At 66.1% G+C, this 15530-nt stretch carries 12 protein-coding genes; 11 read left to right on the forward strand and 1 reads right to left on the reverse strand.

The annotated features are described in order from the left end of the window. Positions 1–89: 89 nt before the first annotated feature. Positions 90–791, reverse strand: coding sequence for a S1C family serine protease (locus tag ACEN98_RS00625; protein WP_413380592.1), 702 nt, complete (start codon positions 789–791; stop codon positions 90–92). 466 nt (positions 792–1257) lie between these two features. Here ACEN98_RS00625 and ACEN98_RS00630 point away from each other — a divergent pair, with 466 nt between their 5' ends. From ACEN98_RS00630 to ACEN98_RS00680, 11 genes are read left to right on the forward strand one after another with little or no spacing between them, the layout of a single operon-like run. After that, on the forward strand, positions 1258–2802 hold the full coding sequence (locus ACEN98_RS00630; RefSeq protein WP_413337315.1) for an XrtA system polysaccharide chain length determinant: 1545 nt from the start codon (positions 1258–1260) through the stop codon (positions 2800–2802). 16 nt (positions 2803–2818) lie between these two features. Next, positions 2819–3760, forward strand: coding sequence for an XrtA-associated tyrosine autokinase (locus ACEN98_RS00635; RefSeq protein WP_413380594.1), 942 nt, complete (start codon positions 2819–2821; stop codon positions 3758–3760). Continuing rightward, positions 3741–5324 (forward strand): TIGR03016 family PEP-CTERM system-associated outer membrane protein, encoded by a 1584-nt coding sequence (locus ACEN98_RS00640; protein WP_413337313.1) that lies wholly within the window; start codon positions 3741–3743, stop codon positions 5322–5324. Before ACEN98_RS00635 ends, ACEN98_RS00640 begins: the two co-directional genes overlap by 20 nt. Before the next feature lie 17 nt (positions 5325–5341). After that, on the forward strand, positions 5342–6412 hold the full coding sequence (locus ACEN98_RS00645; protein WP_413380596.1) for an XrtA/PEP-CTERM system-associated ATPase: 1071 nt from the start codon (positions 5342–5344) through the stop codon (positions 6410–6412). Further along, positions 6409–7293 carry an XrtA system polysaccharide deacetylase gene (locus tag ACEN98_RS00650; RefSeq protein WP_413337311.1) on the forward strand — a complete coding sequence of 295 codons (885 nt, stop codon included), beginning with the start codon at positions 6409–6411 and terminating at the stop codon, positions 7291–7293. The genes ACEN98_RS00645 and ACEN98_RS00650 overlap by 4 nt, the downstream gene beginning before the upstream one ends. Beyond that, positions 7290–8387: a FemAB family XrtA/PEP-CTERM system-associated protein gene (locus ACEN98_RS00655; RefSeq protein ID WP_413380598.1), complete on the forward strand. Its 1098-nt coding sequence runs from the start codon at positions 7290–7292 to the stop codon at positions 8385–8387. The genes ACEN98_RS00650 and ACEN98_RS00655 overlap by 4 nt, the downstream gene beginning before the upstream one ends. Before the next feature lie 3 nt (positions 8388–8390). Continuing rightward, positions 8391–9593, forward strand: coding sequence for a TIGR03087 family PEP-CTERM/XrtA system glycosyltransferase (locus ACEN98_RS00660; protein ID WP_413380600.1), 1203 nt, complete (start codon positions 8391–8393; stop codon positions 9591–9593). Continuing rightward, positions 9584–11146: an exosortase A gene (xrtA, locus tag ACEN98_RS00665; RefSeq protein WP_413380602.1), complete on the forward strand. Its 1563-nt coding sequence runs from the start codon at positions 9584–9586 to the stop codon at positions 11144–11146. Before ACEN98_RS00660 ends, xrtA begins: the two co-directional genes overlap by 10 nt. Positions 11147–11177: 31 nt before the next feature. After that, positions 11178–12395, forward strand: coding sequence for a TIGR04063 family PEP-CTERM/XrtA system glycosyltransferase (locus tag ACEN98_RS00670; protein ID WP_413380604.1), 1218 nt, complete (start codon positions 11178–11180; stop codon positions 12393–12395). Positions 12396–12408: 13 nt separating this feature from the next. After that, positions 12409–13575, forward strand: coding sequence for a TIGR03088 family PEP-CTERM/XrtA system glycosyltransferase (locus ACEN98_RS00675; RefSeq protein ID WP_413380606.1), 1167 nt, complete (start codon positions 12409–12411; stop codon positions 13573–13575). A gap of 42 nt (positions 13576–13617) precedes the next feature. Beyond that, entirely contained in the window at positions 13618–15525 is a 1908-nt protein-coding gene (locus ACEN98_RS00680; RefSeq protein ID WP_413380608.1) for an XrtA/PEP-CTERM system amidotransferase, read from the forward strand. The last annotated feature ends 5 nt before the right edge of the window (positions 15526–15530 follow it).

Consider the following 15530-nt stretch of genomic DNA (forward strand, 5'->3'; position numbering starts at 1 on the left):
AGATTGGTATTGTATAGCATAGTGCCAAATGAACAGACGCCGCACAATATAAATTGTTCATGGTCATGACGTGCTTGCGGCTTTTCTGCCTATTTTTTTCGCAACAAGTCCCGGACATGGTTCACCGGAATCGCATACGTGATCCCGCTCGGCGCCGAGATCGCCGTCTCCTTCAATCCCTTGACGAACACGGCATTGATCACGCCGAGCACCTTGCCGGTGGCGGGATCGTAGACGGGACTGCCGCTGTTGCCCGGATACGCCGTCCCGTCGAGCTGGAAGATATTGAAGGGTTCGCGTTGCAGTGCGGCGATCTGGCGCGGGTCGAGGCTGCGCGCGCCGAGCGACGGGCGGACGATGGGCGTGATCGCCGCGAGCGTCGCCCGGTGCGTGGCTGCATGCAGGCCCAAGGCCATGGCCAACGGAAAACCCGTCAATGCCAGTTCCTGGCCTTCCTGGACCGTATCCGAATCGCCCAGCTCGAGCGCAGGCAGCGGTGTGCCGGACAGGCGCAGGTGGGCCAGGTCGTGTTCATTGTCACGCGCCACCAGTTCGGCCGGGCGGAAGCGCACGCCTTCTCCGTCCGGCAAGACGATGCCGAGCTGTACCATTTTGCCGTCGGCCGGCGTGGCCGGTACGACGTGGGCATTGGTAATGACGTCCAGGCCGTCCCCGACGACGAAACCGGTACCGTTGAAGACGGTCGACGGGCTGCGGGTCCGCTCGAACGTACCGATACCGACGACCGAGCGTTTAATGACCGGCACGATGGGCCGCAGGTCGGTCGCCATCGACTGGCCAGGCAACACGCCTGCCGCCAACGCGCCTGCCGCCAGTAACGCCGTCAATCCGCGGCGGCGTGACCAGAATCTATTACGAAACGGCATCAACCGTGCACCCCCTTTTGCAATTTAGACATTACAATAAAGCGTTAGAATTTGAAAAATTGCTGAAACGTAAGTCTACGCGATGCGATCGCTCACCGTGCGCTCTCAGCGTTGAAGGCGTACAACGGTTTAACGATTTTTTATTAAATCCATGCTAATAATTCACGGATATTAAGCAAAAAAACCCACGGTCCTCAGCTTGCTCGGTGGCATTTGCGTTGCAGATGAGGCACTCCCGAATGAGCTCACCATATTTTTCTCGCGTGTAATTGCAATTGCTCGGGGTACAAGCGATCATGCGAGATGTTTGATTATTTTTTAGGCCCCTCTTCCCCACGGGTAACGGGCCGTTCATGGCGAGACTGACGAGATGGCAGAGATCACAGCCGTACTTCTAAACTTCCTCAAGGCGATTGGCAAATACCGTTGGCATGCCGTCGTCATCACCTGGGTTGTCGCATTGATCGGCTGGGCGGTGGTATTGCGCCTGCCCAATCAGTACGAAGCGTCGGCACGCGTGTATGTCGACACGCAAAGTATTCTGAAGCCACTGCTTTCGAATATGACGACCGTGCCCAACCTGGAGCAACAGGTCACGTTCATGCGCCGCACGCTGATCAGCCGCCCGAACGTCGAGCGCTTGATGCGCATGGTCGACCTCGACGTCAAGGCCAAGGACAGCAAGGAACACGACAAGATCGTCGATGAACTGATATCGCAGATCAAGATCACCGGCACGGAGCGCGACGACATTTATACGCTGACGTATATGTCCGACAATCCGAAACTGGGCAAGGACGTCGTGTCGTCCCTGCTCACCATCTTCGTCGAGGGCAGCTTCAGCGGCAAGAAACAGGATTCCGAAAAGGCGGTCCAGTTCATCGACGACCAGATCAAGACGTACGAGGAAAAACTGGCCGCGGCCGAAAATTCGCTGAAAGAGTTCAAGCTCAAGAACCTCGGCATGCTGCCGGGTGGCGGCAGCGGTACCGGCGACTTCGGCGGGCAGCTGCAAACGGCGACCGACCAGCTGAGCCAGGCCCGGCTGGAACTGGCCGAAGCGGAACAGGCGCGCAATGCGATCCGCCGCCAGATCGACGGCGAACCGGCCAAGCCGGGCACCGTGACGGTCGACCCGGCCCTCGTGGATCCGGAACTGGAATCGCGCATCGCACTGGCCCAGAAGAACCTGGACAACCTGCGCCTGCAATACACGGAACAGCATCCGGACGTGATCGCCAACCGCCGCCTGCTCGAGCAGCTGATGGCGCAGAAGGCCGATCTCGCCAAGAACAAGAAGCGCAGTCTCGACCCGGGCGCCAGCTACAGCCCGATGCTGCAGCAGCTGAACGTGTCGCTGTCGCAGGCCGAGGCCCGCGTGGCGTCGATGCGCGCCCGCGTCGCGGAATACGAGAATCGCGTGGCACGCCTGCGTAACCAGAGCACGACGGCGCCGGAAATCGAAGCGCAGTTCGCCCAGCTGAACCGCGACTACAACGTCAACCGCGAAAACTACCAGAAACTGGTCGAACGCCGCGAGTCGGCGCGCCTGTCGGGCGACCTGTCGTCCGCCACCGACATGCTGCAGTTCCGCGTGATCGATCCGCCGACCGTGCCGAACCACCCGAGTGGCCCGAACCGCCTGCGCCTGTTCTCGCTGGTGTTCGTCGGCGCCCTCGTCGCCGGCCTGGCCGTCGCGTTCCTGATGAGCCAACTGCGTCCGACCTTCCTGAGCCAGAGCACGCTGCGCGACGTGACCGGCCTGCCGGTGCTGGGTTCGATCGGCATGAACTGGACGCCGGAACAGACCGTCAAGCGCAAGCGCCGCCTCGTCGCTCTCGCGAGCTCGGTCCTGCTGCTGTTCGGCGCCTATGGCGTCGGGATGGCTGCCATCCTGGTCCGTCCCACGCTTTAAGATTAAGGAGTACACCGTGAGCATCATCGAAAAAGCGGCCAGCCGGATCGACCTGCAGCGCAACGCGCCCGCCGTCGCCAAGACGCCGGAAGCGGCCACCGTCGACGTCGTCGAGGCGGACGCGCCTGTCGTAGCGCCCGCTGTGCCGGCGCACGCGGCACCGGCGGCAGAAGCCGCCGCGGCCCAGGCAAGCGCAGCCGCCGCTGAAGCGCCTCCGGCGCAAAAATTCTCGACCCGCCGCGTGGAGCTGGACCTGAACCGCATGCGCGACCTGGGCATGGTCACCGCCGCCAGCGGCCGCACGCGCCTGCTGGAAGACTTCCGCGTCATCAAGCGTCCGCTGCTGCAGCGCGCCTTCGCCGAACGCGCGGAAGGCGAGAAGCCGGGCAACCTGATCATGGTGACGAGCTCGCTGCCGGGCGAAGGCAAGACCTATTGCGCGATCAACCTGGCGATGAGCATCGCGATGGAACTCGACCATACGGTGCTGCTCGTCGACGCCGACGTCGCGCGCCCGTCGGTGCTGCGCTCGCTCGGCCTGCCGGCGCACCGCGGCCTGATGGACATCCTGCTGGACGACAAGATCGACATGGCCGACGTCATGCTGCGCACCAACGTCGACACGCTGTCGATCCTGCCGGCCGGCACCAGCACCCCGCGCGCGACCGAGTTACTGGCCAGCTCGGCCATGAGCTCGCTGGTGGACGAGATCGCCCACCGCTATCCGGACCGCGTCGTGATCTTCGACTCGCCGCCTCTGCTGCTGACGAGCGAATCGCGCGTGCTGGCCTCGCACATGGGCCAGATCGTCATGGTGGTCGAAGCCCAGACGACGACCCAGCATGCGGTCAAGGAAGCACTGCACCAGCTGGAAGGCTATCAAAACGTCAATCTCATCTATAACAAGACCAGGGAGTTCCCCGGCATCGAAGAAACGTATGACTATCACTACGGCTAATTTGTCCGTCCACCGGCCGGTCAAATGGCCACGCAGCGCCACCCTCCGGCTCACGCCGCTTGCAGTGGCGGCACTGTTGCTGTCGAACCAGGCGTGGGCACAATGGCGGGTCACCCCCACGATCCAGTTGCGCGAAACGTATTCCGACAACGCGAGCAACCAGGCGGACGATCAGGCCCACGGCAGCTTCATCAGCGAAGCGGCGCCCAGCCTGAGCATCACCGGCACCGGTCCGCGCCTGAAGGTCGCGGCGAGCGCGGAATGGCGCAAGTTCGCCTATAGCAACGACGACATCGGCAACACGCGCAACAGCGACCGCCGCTACCAGGCCACGGCCAATGCCATCGCCGTCAAGGACTGGCTGTACGTGGACACCAGCGCGAGCGGCTCGCGCCAGGCCGTGTCGGCGTTCGGCCCGCTGCCGAACAATTCGTACACGGCCAACAACGGCACGGACATCCGCACCTGGAGCATCAGCCCTTACGTGCGCCACCAGTTCGGCACGACGGCCACCCTGAACGCCCGCTACCAGCGCGATTCGGTCGAAGGCGGCACCGGCAGCGGTTTCGGCAACAGCCTGGCCAGCACGGGTGCGTTCGACGTGACCAGCGGTCCCGCATTCCCCGACCTCGGCTGGAACGTGCATTATTCGCACCAGGACATGAGCGCGCAGCGCACGGGCAAGACGACCAACGAGAACAGCCTCGCCGGCCTGCAGTACCGCGCCACGTCGCACCTGAGCCTGACCTCCAGCGTCGGCTACGACAAGTACGAATACCGCGCGCTCTCCGAAAAGACGCGCGGCCGCAGCTGGTCCGCCGGTTTCATCTGGCAACCGTCGACCCGCACGCGCATCGCGGCCACGGTCGGCCACCGTTACTTCGGCAACACGGGTTCGCTCGACGCCAGCTACCGCACGCCGCACACCGTGTGGACGGTGACCTATGCCGACATCGTCACGACGTCGCGCCAGCAATTCCTGCTGCCGGCCGCGGTCGATACGGCCGCCATGCTGGACCAGATGCTCGTCAGCCGCTATCCCGATCCGGTGCAGCGCCAGCAGATCGTGCAGGCCTATATCGCGCAGGCGGGCCTGCCGCCCACGCTGCCCAGCGCAGTCCCCTACCTGAGCAACCGCTACATGCGCAACAAGCGCCTGCAGGGCGGCGCCACGCTCCGCGGGGCGCGCAGCACGCTGCTGTTCACCGTGTTCAAGGAACGCATGAACGCCCTGTCGCTGCAGCAGGAAGACAGCACCCTGCTGCCATCGCAGCTGAGCACCCTGAACGAGGACACGGACCAGAAAGGCGCCAGCGCGAGTGCCGACTACAAGCTGTCCTCGCGCACGTCGGCCCACGCGAGCCTGTACGGCGTGAACGTCAAGTCGCTGCGCACCGGCGTCACCAACGACATCCGCCAGGTGAGCATGGGACTGAGCAGCCGCTTCGACACCAAGACCACCGGATCGCTCGACCTGCGCCACTCGAAAGGCCGCGCCGGCGTATTCGACAACCGCGACTACCACGAGAACGCCATCGTGGCGACGCTTACCGTCCAGTATTGAGCCCGCGGAGGCATACGATGTACGAGTCTTTTTACGGATTATCCGCCAAACCTTTCCAGCTGCGCCCGGACCCGCATTTCTTCTTCGGCAGCAAAGGCCACAAGCGCGCCATGGCCTACCTCGAGTACGGCCTGTCGCAGGGCGAGGGCTTCATCGTCATCACCGGTGAAGTCGGCGCGGGCAAGACGACGCTCGTGCGCAACCTGTTCAACCGGCTGCCGTCCGACCAGATCGTGGCCGCCCACATCGTCAACACGCACCTCGATCCGGACGACACGCTGCGCATGGTCGTCTCGGCCTTCGGCCTGCCGTACGAGGGCGCCAGCAAGACGGACCTGCTCACGCGCCTGGAAAAATTCCTGTGCGACGTCGACCACCAGGGCAAGCGCGCCCTGCTCGTGATCGACGAAGCCCAGAACCTGTCCGCGCGCACGGTCGAAGAGCTGCGCATGCTGTCGAACTTCCAGACCGACGACAAATCGCTGCTGCAGACCTTCCTGCTCGGCCAGCCCGAATTCCGCGCCACCCTGCACAGTCCCGGCATGCAGCAGCTGCGCCAGCGCGTGATCGCCAGCTACCACCTGGGCCCGATGGATGCGCAGGAAACCCGCGCCTATGTCGAGCACCGCCTGACCACCGTCGGCTGGAAGGGCGACCCGGCGTTCGACGATGGCGCGCACGACGCGATCTATGCCTACAGCGGCGGCATCCCGCGCAAGGTCAACACGCTGATGGACCGCGTGCTGCTGATGGGCTTCCTGGAAGAGATGCACACGTTCGGCGAGCCGGACATCAATACCGTCGTCAAGGACATCAGCGAAGAATTCCAGGTGCCCGACCCGGTCGGCACGCCGGCACCGGACACGCTGCCGGGCCACCTGCCCGACGACGATGGCGACGCGGACTACAAGACCGGACTGCGCACCATCGACCAGCGCATCGGCGAGCGCCGCGCCAGCAGCGTCGAAGTGCTCGACGAACGCATGATGCGCCTGGAGAAATCGATCGTTTCCGTGCTGTCGATCCTGAAGAAGATCGTCGCCACGCCCCACGGGGCGGTAACCCACCCTATGGATAATCAAGAATGAACATGGTCGAACTCGCCCCGCGGCCCGTGCCGGCCCCGGGACAACGCATCCGCAATGCGATGACCTGCGACGTCGAGGATTACTTCCAGGTCTCCGCGTTCGCCCCCTACATCGATCGCGCCAGCTGGCCGACGCGCGAATGCCGCGTCGAAGCCAACATGGATCGCATCCTCGGACTGTTCGAACGCCACGGCGTGCGCGCCACCTTCTTCACGCTGGGCTGGATCGCCGAGCGCTATCCGCAAGTGGTGAAACGCATCGTCGCCGCCGGCCACGAACTGGCCAGCCACGGCTACGGCCACCTGCGTGCCTCGGACCAGACCCGCGCCGAATTCGCCAACGACATCCGCTCGGCGAAAGCGCTGCTGGAAGACATCGGCGGCCAGGCCGTGCTGGGCTACCGCGCGCCCAGCTTCTCGATCGGCCGCGACAACCTGTGGGCGCTCGACGAGCTGCTCGACGCCGGCTACCGCTACAGCTCCAGCATCTACCCGGTCGTGCACGACCATTACGGCATGCCGGAAGCGCCGCGCTTCGCGTTCTACCCGAACGGCACCGACGGCCTGCTGGAAATCCCGATCACGACCGTGCAGATGATGGGCCGTAACCTGCCGGCCGGCGGCGGCGGCTACTTCCGCCTGCTGCCGTACGCGCTGTCGCGCTGGATGATGGCCAAGGTCAACCGCGAGGATGGCCAGCCCGCCCTGTTCTACTTCCACCCGTGGGAAGTCGACCCCGGCCAGCCGCGTCCCGAAGGCCTCGGCGCCAAGGCCCGCTTCCGCCACTACATCAACATCGACCGGATGGAACGCCGTATCGAATCCCTCGCGCGCGACTTCGCGTGGGACCGCATGGACAACATCTTCCTGAACCGCCCATGAACTCCATCATCGAAGCCGCACAGGCCAAACGGGCCGCTCCCGTCATGGCCTCCTTGCCCATGACCCTGCACGTGCTGCAGCCGCACGAATACGGCCGCTGGGACGCCTTCGTGCGCGCCTGCCCGGACGCCACCTTCTTCCACCTGTCCGGCTGGCAGAAGGTCATCGAAGGCTCGTTCGGCATCAAGACCTGGTTTTATTACGTGCAGCAGGACGGCCAGATCCTCGGCGTCCTCCCCCTCGCGGAAATCAGGAGCCGCCTGTTTGGCCACTCGCTGGGCGCGATGCCGTTCTGCGTGTACGGCGGCCCGGCCGCGACGAACGATGCGGCGCGCGCCATGCTCGACCAGGCCGCGCACGAACTCGCGCAGAAGCTCGGCGTCGGCCACCTGGAATACCGCGGCATGCAGCGCTTCCACCCGGACGACGCCAGCTGGCACACGAAGGAGTTGTACGTCACGTTCCGCAAGGAGATCACGGGCGACGACGAGGCCAACCTGAACGCCATCCCGCGCAAGCAGCGCGCGATGGTCCGCAAGGGCATCAAGCTGGGCCTGCGCGGTGAGGTCGACAGCAACGTCGACCGCATGTTCGAAGCCTATGCCCACAGCGTGCACCGCCTGGGCACGCCGGTGTTCCCGAAAAAATACTTCGCCATGCTGCAGGAAGTCTTCGGCGACGAGTGCGAAGTGCGCACCATCGTCACGGACGACAACCGCCTCGTGGCCGCCGTGCTGTCGTTCTACTGGCGCGACGAAGTCGTGCCTTATTACGGCGGCGGCATGGACCTCGCGCGCGAAGTGGCCGGCAACGACTTCATGTACTGGAACCTGATGCAGGCAGCAAGCGCGCGCGGCTGCCGGCTGTTCGACTTCGGCCGCAGCAAGCTGGGCACCGGCGCCTACGATTTTAAAAAGAACTGGGGCTTCACGGCGCAGCACCTGCCGTACGAGTACAAGCTGTACGGCGCGACCGCGCTGCCGGACAACAATCCGCTGAACCCGAAATACCAGCTGTTCATCAAGATGTGGAAGAAGCTGCCGCTGCCGGTGGCGAACTTCATGGGCCCCTACATCGTCCGTAACCTGGGGTAAGCGATGGAACACCTGCTGCTGCTGATCCACCGGATCCCGTATCCGCCCAACAAGGGCGACAAGATCCGCTCGTACCACCTGCTCAAGCACCTGGCCCGGCACTACCACGTGCACCTGGCCACGTTCGTGGACGACCCCGACGACTGGCAGTACGTGCCGCATGTCGAGGCGCTGTGCGCCAGCAGCCATTTCGCCGGCATGAAGCCCCTGGTGGCGCGCGTGCGCAGCCTGCAGGCGCTGCTGAAGAACCGCTCGCTGTCGCTCGAATACTACCGCGACGCCTCGCTCGCGCGCTGGGTCGACGCCACCGTGGCGAAACACAAGATCGAGCGCGTGCTCGTGTTCTCGTCGGCGATGGCGCAGTACGCCGACCCGTACCGTTCGGCGCGCCGCGTCGTCGACTTCTGCGACGTCGACTCGGACAAGTGGAGACAGTACGCCGAACAGAAATCGTGGCCGATGAACTGGCTGTACCGCTACGAGGCGCGCCAGCTGCTGGCGTACGAACGCCGCGTGGCGCGCGACTACGACGCGTCGCTGTTCGTCTCGGCGCCGGAGGCGGACCTGTTCCGCCAGCTGGCGCCGGAAAGCACCGCCAAGATCGGCCACTTCAGCAACGGCGTCGACACCGACTACTTCTCGCCCGAGCAGCCGCATGCAAATCCGTACGCGCCGGACGAGCGCGCCCTCGTGTTCACGGGTGCGATGGATTACTGGCCGAACGTGGATGCCGTGCAGTGGTTCGCGGCCGACGTCTTCCCGCGACTGCGCGAACGCTTCGGCGACGTGAAGTTCTACATCGTCGGCTCGCGCCCGGCGCCGGCCGTGCAGGAACTGGCCAGGCTGCCGGGCGTCGTCGTGACGGGCACCGTGCCCGACGTGCGGCCGTATATCGCGCATGCCGCCGTGTCGGTGGCACCGCTGCGGATCGCGCGCGGCATCCAGAACAAGGTGCTGGAAGCGATGGCGATGGCGACGCCGGTCGTCGTGTCGCCGCAGGCGCTCGAAGGCATCGACGCCGTGCCGGGCAGCGAACTGGTACTGGCCGAGGATGCCGGCGCCTTCGTCGACGCCGTGAGCATGCTGCTGGCCGGCCAGGACAGCGCCGCCGCCGCGATCGGCGCCGCCGCCCGCGCCAAGGTCCAGCGCCGCTACAGCTGGTCCAGCAACCTGGCCTGTATTGGAGAGAGTCTCGAATGTTCCTGAAACCGCCGCCCGGCGTGATCAACGCCACTTCCGCTCCCATCTCGCGCCAGGGCACGGCGCTGATCGCGCTGGCCCTGCTCGCGCCGTTCCTGCTGTACCTGGGCACCGTGCGCTCGATCATCTCGGTGTGGAACAGTTCCGAAACCTTCGCCCACGGCTACGTGATCCTGCCGATCAGCCTGTGGCTCATCTGGCGCCGGCGCGAGAATTTCAGCCTGTACCCGCCGCAGCCCTGGCCGCCCGCGCTGCTCCTGCTGGGCGTCCTCGGCGCCGGCTGGCTCGCGGCCCAGCTGGGCGAGGTGCAGGTCGTGTCGCAATACTCGTTCGTCGCGATGTTCCCCGTCGCCGCGCTGGCCCTGTTCGGCCCGCGCCTGGCCGGCTCGCTCGCCTTCCCCCTGCTGTTCCTGCTGTTCGCGGTGCCGTTCGGCGAAATTTTCGTGGGACCGCTGATCCAGTTCACGGCCGACTTCACGGTGTGGGCCGTGCGCGCCACCGGCATCCCCGTGCTGCGCAGCGGCACCCGCTTCGAACTGCCGACCGGCAGCTGGTCCGTGGTGGAAGCCTGCAGCGGCGTGCGCTACCTGATTTCCTCGATCACGCTGGGCTGCCTGTACGCCTATCTCACCTACCGGTCCGCGCTCCGGCGCGCGTTGTTCATCGGCCTGTCGGTCATCGTCCCGGTCATCGCCAACGGCCTGCGCGCCTACATGATCGTGATGATCGGCCACCTGTCGGGCATGGAGCTGGCGACGGGCGTCGACCACATCATCTACGGCTGGCTGTTCTTCGGTCTCGTCATGTTCGTCATGTTCTGGATCGGCAGCTTCTGGCGCGAAGACACCGTCGCCACGCCGGCTTCCGCCTCCGCGACTGCGGCCACGCCCGCATCCGCGCCGCGCGCCGCCGGCACGCCCCGCCGCCTGCCGGCGATGGTGATCGGCGTGCTGCTCGTGTGCGCGTTCTGGCCCGCGCTGGCGCTGGTGGGCGAGCGCGCCAACCACAACCCGGCCCCCGTGCGCCTGGCCGACGTCGCCGTGACGGCGCCGGCCGCGGCCGACTTCGCGGACTGGAAGCCCTTCTACATGGAACCGGATGCGCGTTTCCACCGCGCCTACCAGGCCGGCGGCGTGCCCGTCAGCCTGACCGTCCTGTACTACCGCAACCAGAACCCGGACAAGAACCTGATCAGCTCCATGAACCGCCTGAACGGCTACGAGGATGCCTGGCACGAGGTCGAAGGCACGTCGCGTGCCGAGACCGTCGCCGGCACGCCGGTCACGCTGCACGAAGGCATCCTGCGCACGCCGCAGAGCGCGATCATGGTCTGGTCGTTCAAATGGGTCGGCGGTCATTACACGGGCAGCGACCCAGTCGGCAAGCTGTGGCAGGCCGCGAACAAGGCGATGCTGCGCGGCGACGACGGCGCCGCCGTGATGCTCGCCGTCCCGTACGAGAACGACAAGGAGCGGGCACGCGCCGCGCTGCACCGCTTCCTGGCCGAACAGGGCCCGGCACTGGACCAGGCACTGAACGCGACCCGCACCCGCCAATAACACAACGCGACAACCAGAACGGAAAACGACCATGCGTGTACTGCACGTCCTCGACCACTCGATCCCGCTGCACAGCGGCTATACCTTCCGCACCCGTTCGATCCTGCGCGAACAACGCGCGCTCGGCTGGGAAACCTTCCACGTCACCGGCGCCAAGCAGAATTCCGGCGACATGCTGGAAGAAACCGTCGACGGCCTGCACTTCTACCGCACGCCGGAATCGAAGGGCGCGCTGGCGAAGATGCCCGTGCTGAACCAGGTGAACGTGATCGACGGCCTGGCCAAGCGCCTGGCCGAGATCATCCCGCTCGTGAAACCGGACGTCCTGCACGCGCACTCGCCGTCGCTGAACGCGATCGCCGCGCTGCGCGCCGGAAAGCGCTTCAACATCCCCGTCGTGTACGAAGTGCGCGCGTTCTGGGAAGACGCCGCCGTCGACCACGGCACCAGCACGGAGAACGGCCTGCGCTACCGCCTCACACGCGCGCTCGAGACCTATGCGCTGAAGCAGGCCGACGCCGTCACCACGATCTGCGAAGGCCTGCGCAAGGATATCGTCGCGCGCGGCGTCCCGGCCGACAAGGTCACCGTGATCCCGAATGCGGTCGACATCGAGAAATTCTCGATGGGCGGCACGCCCGACCTCGGACTGAAGGAACAGCTGGGCCTGGGCGGCTCGCGCCTGATCGGCTTCATCGGCTCGTTCTACGCGTACGAAGGCCTGGACGTGCTGCTGCGCGCCGTGCCGACGCTCGTCGCGCGCATGCCGGACCTGCGCGTGCTGCTCGTCGGCGGCGGCCCGCAGGATGCGCAATTGCGCCAGATGGCGAAAGACCTGAACATCGCCGACAAAATCGTGTTCACGGGCCGCGTGCCGCACGACCAGGTCAACAAGTACTACGACCTGCTCGACGTGCTCGTGTACCCGCGCCTGTCGATGCGCCTGACGGACCTCGTCACGCCGCTCAAGCCGCTGGAAGCGATGGCGCAGGGCCGCATCCTGGCCGCCTCCGACGTCGGCGGCCACCTCGAGCTGATCGCCGACGGCAAGACCGGCGTGCTGTTCCGCGCCGACGATCCGGACTCGCTGGCCGACAAGGTCGGCGCGCTGCTCGCCGCGCAGGACACGTGGCCGCAGCTGCGCCAGGCCGGCCGCCACTACGTCGAGACGGAACGCAACTGGAAAGCCAGCGTGGGCCGCTACCCCGCCATCTACGGTCGCCTGACGAAGAAGGCGCTGGCGGCATGATGGAACTGCGACGATGAATGCACCGGCTCCTGCACTTACCCCGGCCGGCGTCGACACCCGGCCGCTGGTCGTGCACCTCGTGTATTCGCTCGGCGTGGGCGGCCTGGAGACGCTGCTCGTCGACTGCATCAACCGCATGCCGGCGTGGCGCCACGCCGTCGTCTGCCTGACGACCTACACGTCGTTCGCCGACCGCATCGCCCGCCGCGACGTCGAACTGCACGCGCTCGGCAAGCCGCCGGGCCTCGGCCTCGGCACGCACCTGACGTTCTGGCGCCTGATGCGGCGCCTGCGCCCGACCGTGCTGCACACGTACAACCTGGCCGCGCTGGAATACGCGTTCACGGCGACGCTGGCCGGCGTCCCCGTGCGCATCCACGCGGAACACGGCCGCGACGCGAGCGACCCGCACGGCCTGAACCCGAAGCACAACTTCCTGCGCCGCCGCCTGGTGCCGTTCGTCGACCGCTTCATTCCCGTCTCCGAAGACCTGAACCGCTGGCTCGGCGACGTCGTGCGCATCCCCACCGCGAAGACGCTGTTCATCAAGAACGGCGTCGACACGGACAAGTATGCGCCCGGCGGCACGCCCGCGGCGGACGCGCCCTTCAGCGCGGACGACATCGTGATCGGCACCGTCGCGCGCGTGCAGGACGTCAAGAACCACCGCGCCCTCGTCGACGCGTTCGCGCGGCTGCGCAATCAGCTGCCTCGACTCGCGCCGCGCCTGAAGCTGGCGATCGTCGGCGACGGCCCGCTGCTGCCGGCCGTGCGCGAACAGGTCGCGCAGCTCGGTCTCGACGGCGCCGTGTGGCTGCCCGGCGCACGCGCCGACATCGCCGCGGTGCTGCACACGTTCTCGATCTTCGCCCTGCCCTCGCTGGCGGAAGGCACGCCCGTCTCGATGCTGGAAGCGATGGCATGCGGCCTGCCCGTCGTCGCCTCGCGCGTCGGCGGCATTCCGGAAGTCGTCGACGAAGGGGTGCAGGGCCTGCTGGTGCCGGTCGGCGACGTCGACGCATTGACGGCCGCGCTGGCGCGCTACGCCCAGGATGCCGGCCTGCGTACCACCCACGGCGTTGCTGCCCGCGCGCGCGTGGAAGACCGTTTCAGCCTGCGCGCCATGGTGGCCGCGTACGGCGCGCTGTACGACGGACTTTGCCGAAACAAGGCACACTGACGCGTTACCGTTTCACCCTCTACAAGCAAGAAAGCCAACACCATGTGCGGAATAGTCGGAATCTTTGACACCCAGGGCAACCGGGAGATCGACCGCGAAGCGCTGCGGCGCATGAACGAAAGCCAGCACCATCGCGGTCCCGACGAAGGCGAGCTGTATCTGGAAAAAGCCCTGGGCATGGGCCACCGCCGCCTGTCCGTGATCGACGTGGCCACGGGCCAGCAGCCGTTCCTGAACGCCGCACGCGACGTGGCCCTCGTGTTCAACGGAGAAATCTACAACTACCGGCTGCTCCGCGACGAACTGGTCGCGCTGGGCCACGTGTTCCGCACGAAGTCGGACACGGAAGTCGTCATGAACGCGTGGATCGCATGGGGCGAGGACTGCGTGCGCCGGCTGCGCGGCATGTTCGCGTTCGGCGTATGGGACCGCAGGAAGCAGACGCTGTTCCTCGCGCGCGACCACGTGGGCGTGAAGCCGATGTTCTATTCGCTGCTGCCCAGCGGCCTGTTCGTGTTCGGCTCGGAACTGAAATCGATCATGACCTTCCCCGAACTGTCGCGCAAGCTGAACCCGCGCGCCGTCGAGGATTACTTCGCCTACGGCTACGTGCCGGAGCCGAACACGATCTTCCACAACGCCTATAAACTCAGCCCCGGCCATTCGATCCTGCTGAAGGTCGGCGACCGTGCCGTGCAGCCCAAGCGCTGGTGGGATCTGTCGTTCAACGTCGCGCCGGCGCGGCCGGAAGCGGACGTCGAGGCGGAGCTGATCGACCGCGTGCGCGAAGCGGTGAAGAGCCAGATGGAAGCGGAGGTGCCGCTGGGCGCCTTCCTGTCCGGCGGCGTCGATTCCAGCGCCGTGGTCGCGATGATGGCCGGCGAGCGTGACGGCACGGTCAGCGAAGGCGTGACGACGTGCTCGATCGGCTTCGACGATCCGGAATTCGACGAGACCCAGTATGCGATGCAGGTGGCGCAGCGCTACCGCACGCACCACCACGCGCAAATCGTCGACAAGGACGACTACGGCCTGATCGACACGCTCGCGCATTTGTACGACGAACCGTTCGCCGACAGCTCCGCGATCCCGACCTACCGCGTGTGCCAGCTGGCGCGCCGCCACGTGACGGTGGCGCTGTCGGGCGATGGCGGCGACGAGAACTTCGCGGGCTACCGCCGCTACCGCTTCGCGATGGCCGAGCACAGCGTGCGCTCGAAGGTGCCGGAAGCGATCAGGAAGCCGCTGTTCGGCACCCTGGGCAGCCTGTACCCGAAGGCCGACTGGGCACCGCGCGTGTTCCGCGCCAAGACGACGTTCGAGTCCATTGCGCGCGACCTGGTGGAGGGCTACTTCCACGGCGTGTCGCGCCTGCCGGACCGCCAGCGCGACCTGCTGTTCTCGGATACGTTCCGAAGCGACCTGCAGGGCTACCGCGCGATCGACGTGATGCGCGCGCACGCCAAGGAGGCGCCGACCGACGATCCGCTGTCGCTGATCCAGTACCTCGACTTCAAGACCTGGCTGCCGGGCGACATCCTGACGAAGGTCGACCGCGCCAGCATGGCCCACTCGCTGGAAGTGCGCGTGCCGCTGCTCGACCACGAATTCTGCGAATACGCGGCGACGCTGCCCCCGAGCCTGAAACTGCGCGGCGGCGAAGGCAAGTACATCCTGAAAAAATCGCTGGAACCGCACCTGCCGCACGACATCATGTACCGCGCCAAGAAGGGCTTCTCGATCCCGCTGGCGGCCTGGCTGCGCGGCCCGCTGCGCGACGCCGTGCGCGAGGCCGTGCTGGGCGCGCGCCTCGTCGATACCGGCATCTTCAACCGGCGCTACCTGGAGAAGCTGGTGGCCGAGCACCATGCCGGCACGGCCGATCACAGCGTGGCGTTGTGGTCGCTGATGATGTTCGACGCGTTCCTGCGGGTCAGCGCAGGGGCATGAGGACG

Origin of the sequence: Massilia sp. CT11-137, from assembly GCF_047302885.1 — a bacterium.
GTDB lineage: Bacteria > Pseudomonadota > Gammaproteobacteria > Burkholderiales > Burkholderiaceae_D > Telluria > Telluria orientalis.

What these genes read in the sequence shown, in the direction of transcription:
- ACEN98_RS00650 (WP_413337311.1), top strand. Translation starts at nt 6,409, where the DNA reads ATGAACATGGTCGAACTCGCCCCGCGGCCCGTGCCGGCCCCGGGACAA.
- ACEN98_RS00630 (WP_413337315.1), top strand. Translation starts at nt 1,258, where the DNA reads ATGGCAGAGATCACAGCCGTACTTCTAAACTTCCTCAAGGCGATTGGC.
- ACEN98_RS00655 (WP_413380598.1), top strand. Translation starts at nt 7,290, where the DNA reads ATGAACTCCATCATCGAAGCCGCACAGGCCAAACGGGCCGCTCCCGTC.
- ACEN98_RS00680 (WP_413380608.1), top strand. Translation starts at nt 13,618, where the DNA reads ATGTGCGGAATAGTCGGAATCTTTGACACCCAGGGCAACCGGGAGATC.
- ACEN98_RS00660 (WP_413380600.1), top strand. Translation starts at nt 8,391, where the DNA reads ATGGAACACCTGCTGCTGCTGATCCACCGGATCCCGTATCCGCCCAAC.
- ACEN98_RS00675 (WP_413380606.1), top strand. Translation starts at nt 12,409, where the DNA reads ATGAATGCACCGGCTCCTGCACTTACCCCGGCCGGCGTCGACACCCGG.
- xrtA (WP_413380602.1), top strand. Translation starts at nt 9,584, where the DNA reads ATGTTCCTGAAACCGCCGCCCGGCGTGATCAACGCCACTTCCGCTCCC.
- ACEN98_RS00640 (WP_413337313.1), top strand. Translation starts at nt 3,741, where the DNA reads ATGACTATCACTACGGCTAATTTGTCCGTCCACCGGCCGGTCAAATGG.
- ACEN98_RS00625 (WP_413380592.1), bottom strand. Translation starts at nt 791, where the DNA reads ATGGCGACCGACCTGCGGCCCATCGTGCCGGTCATTAAACGCTCGGTC.
- ACEN98_RS00670 (WP_413380604.1), top strand. Translation starts at nt 11,178, where the DNA reads ATGCGTGTACTGCACGTCCTCGACCACTCGATCCCGCTGCACAGCGGC.
- ACEN98_RS00645 (WP_413380596.1), top strand. Translation starts at nt 5,342, where the DNA reads ATGTACGAGTCTTTTTACGGATTATCCGCCAAACCTTTCCAGCTGCGC.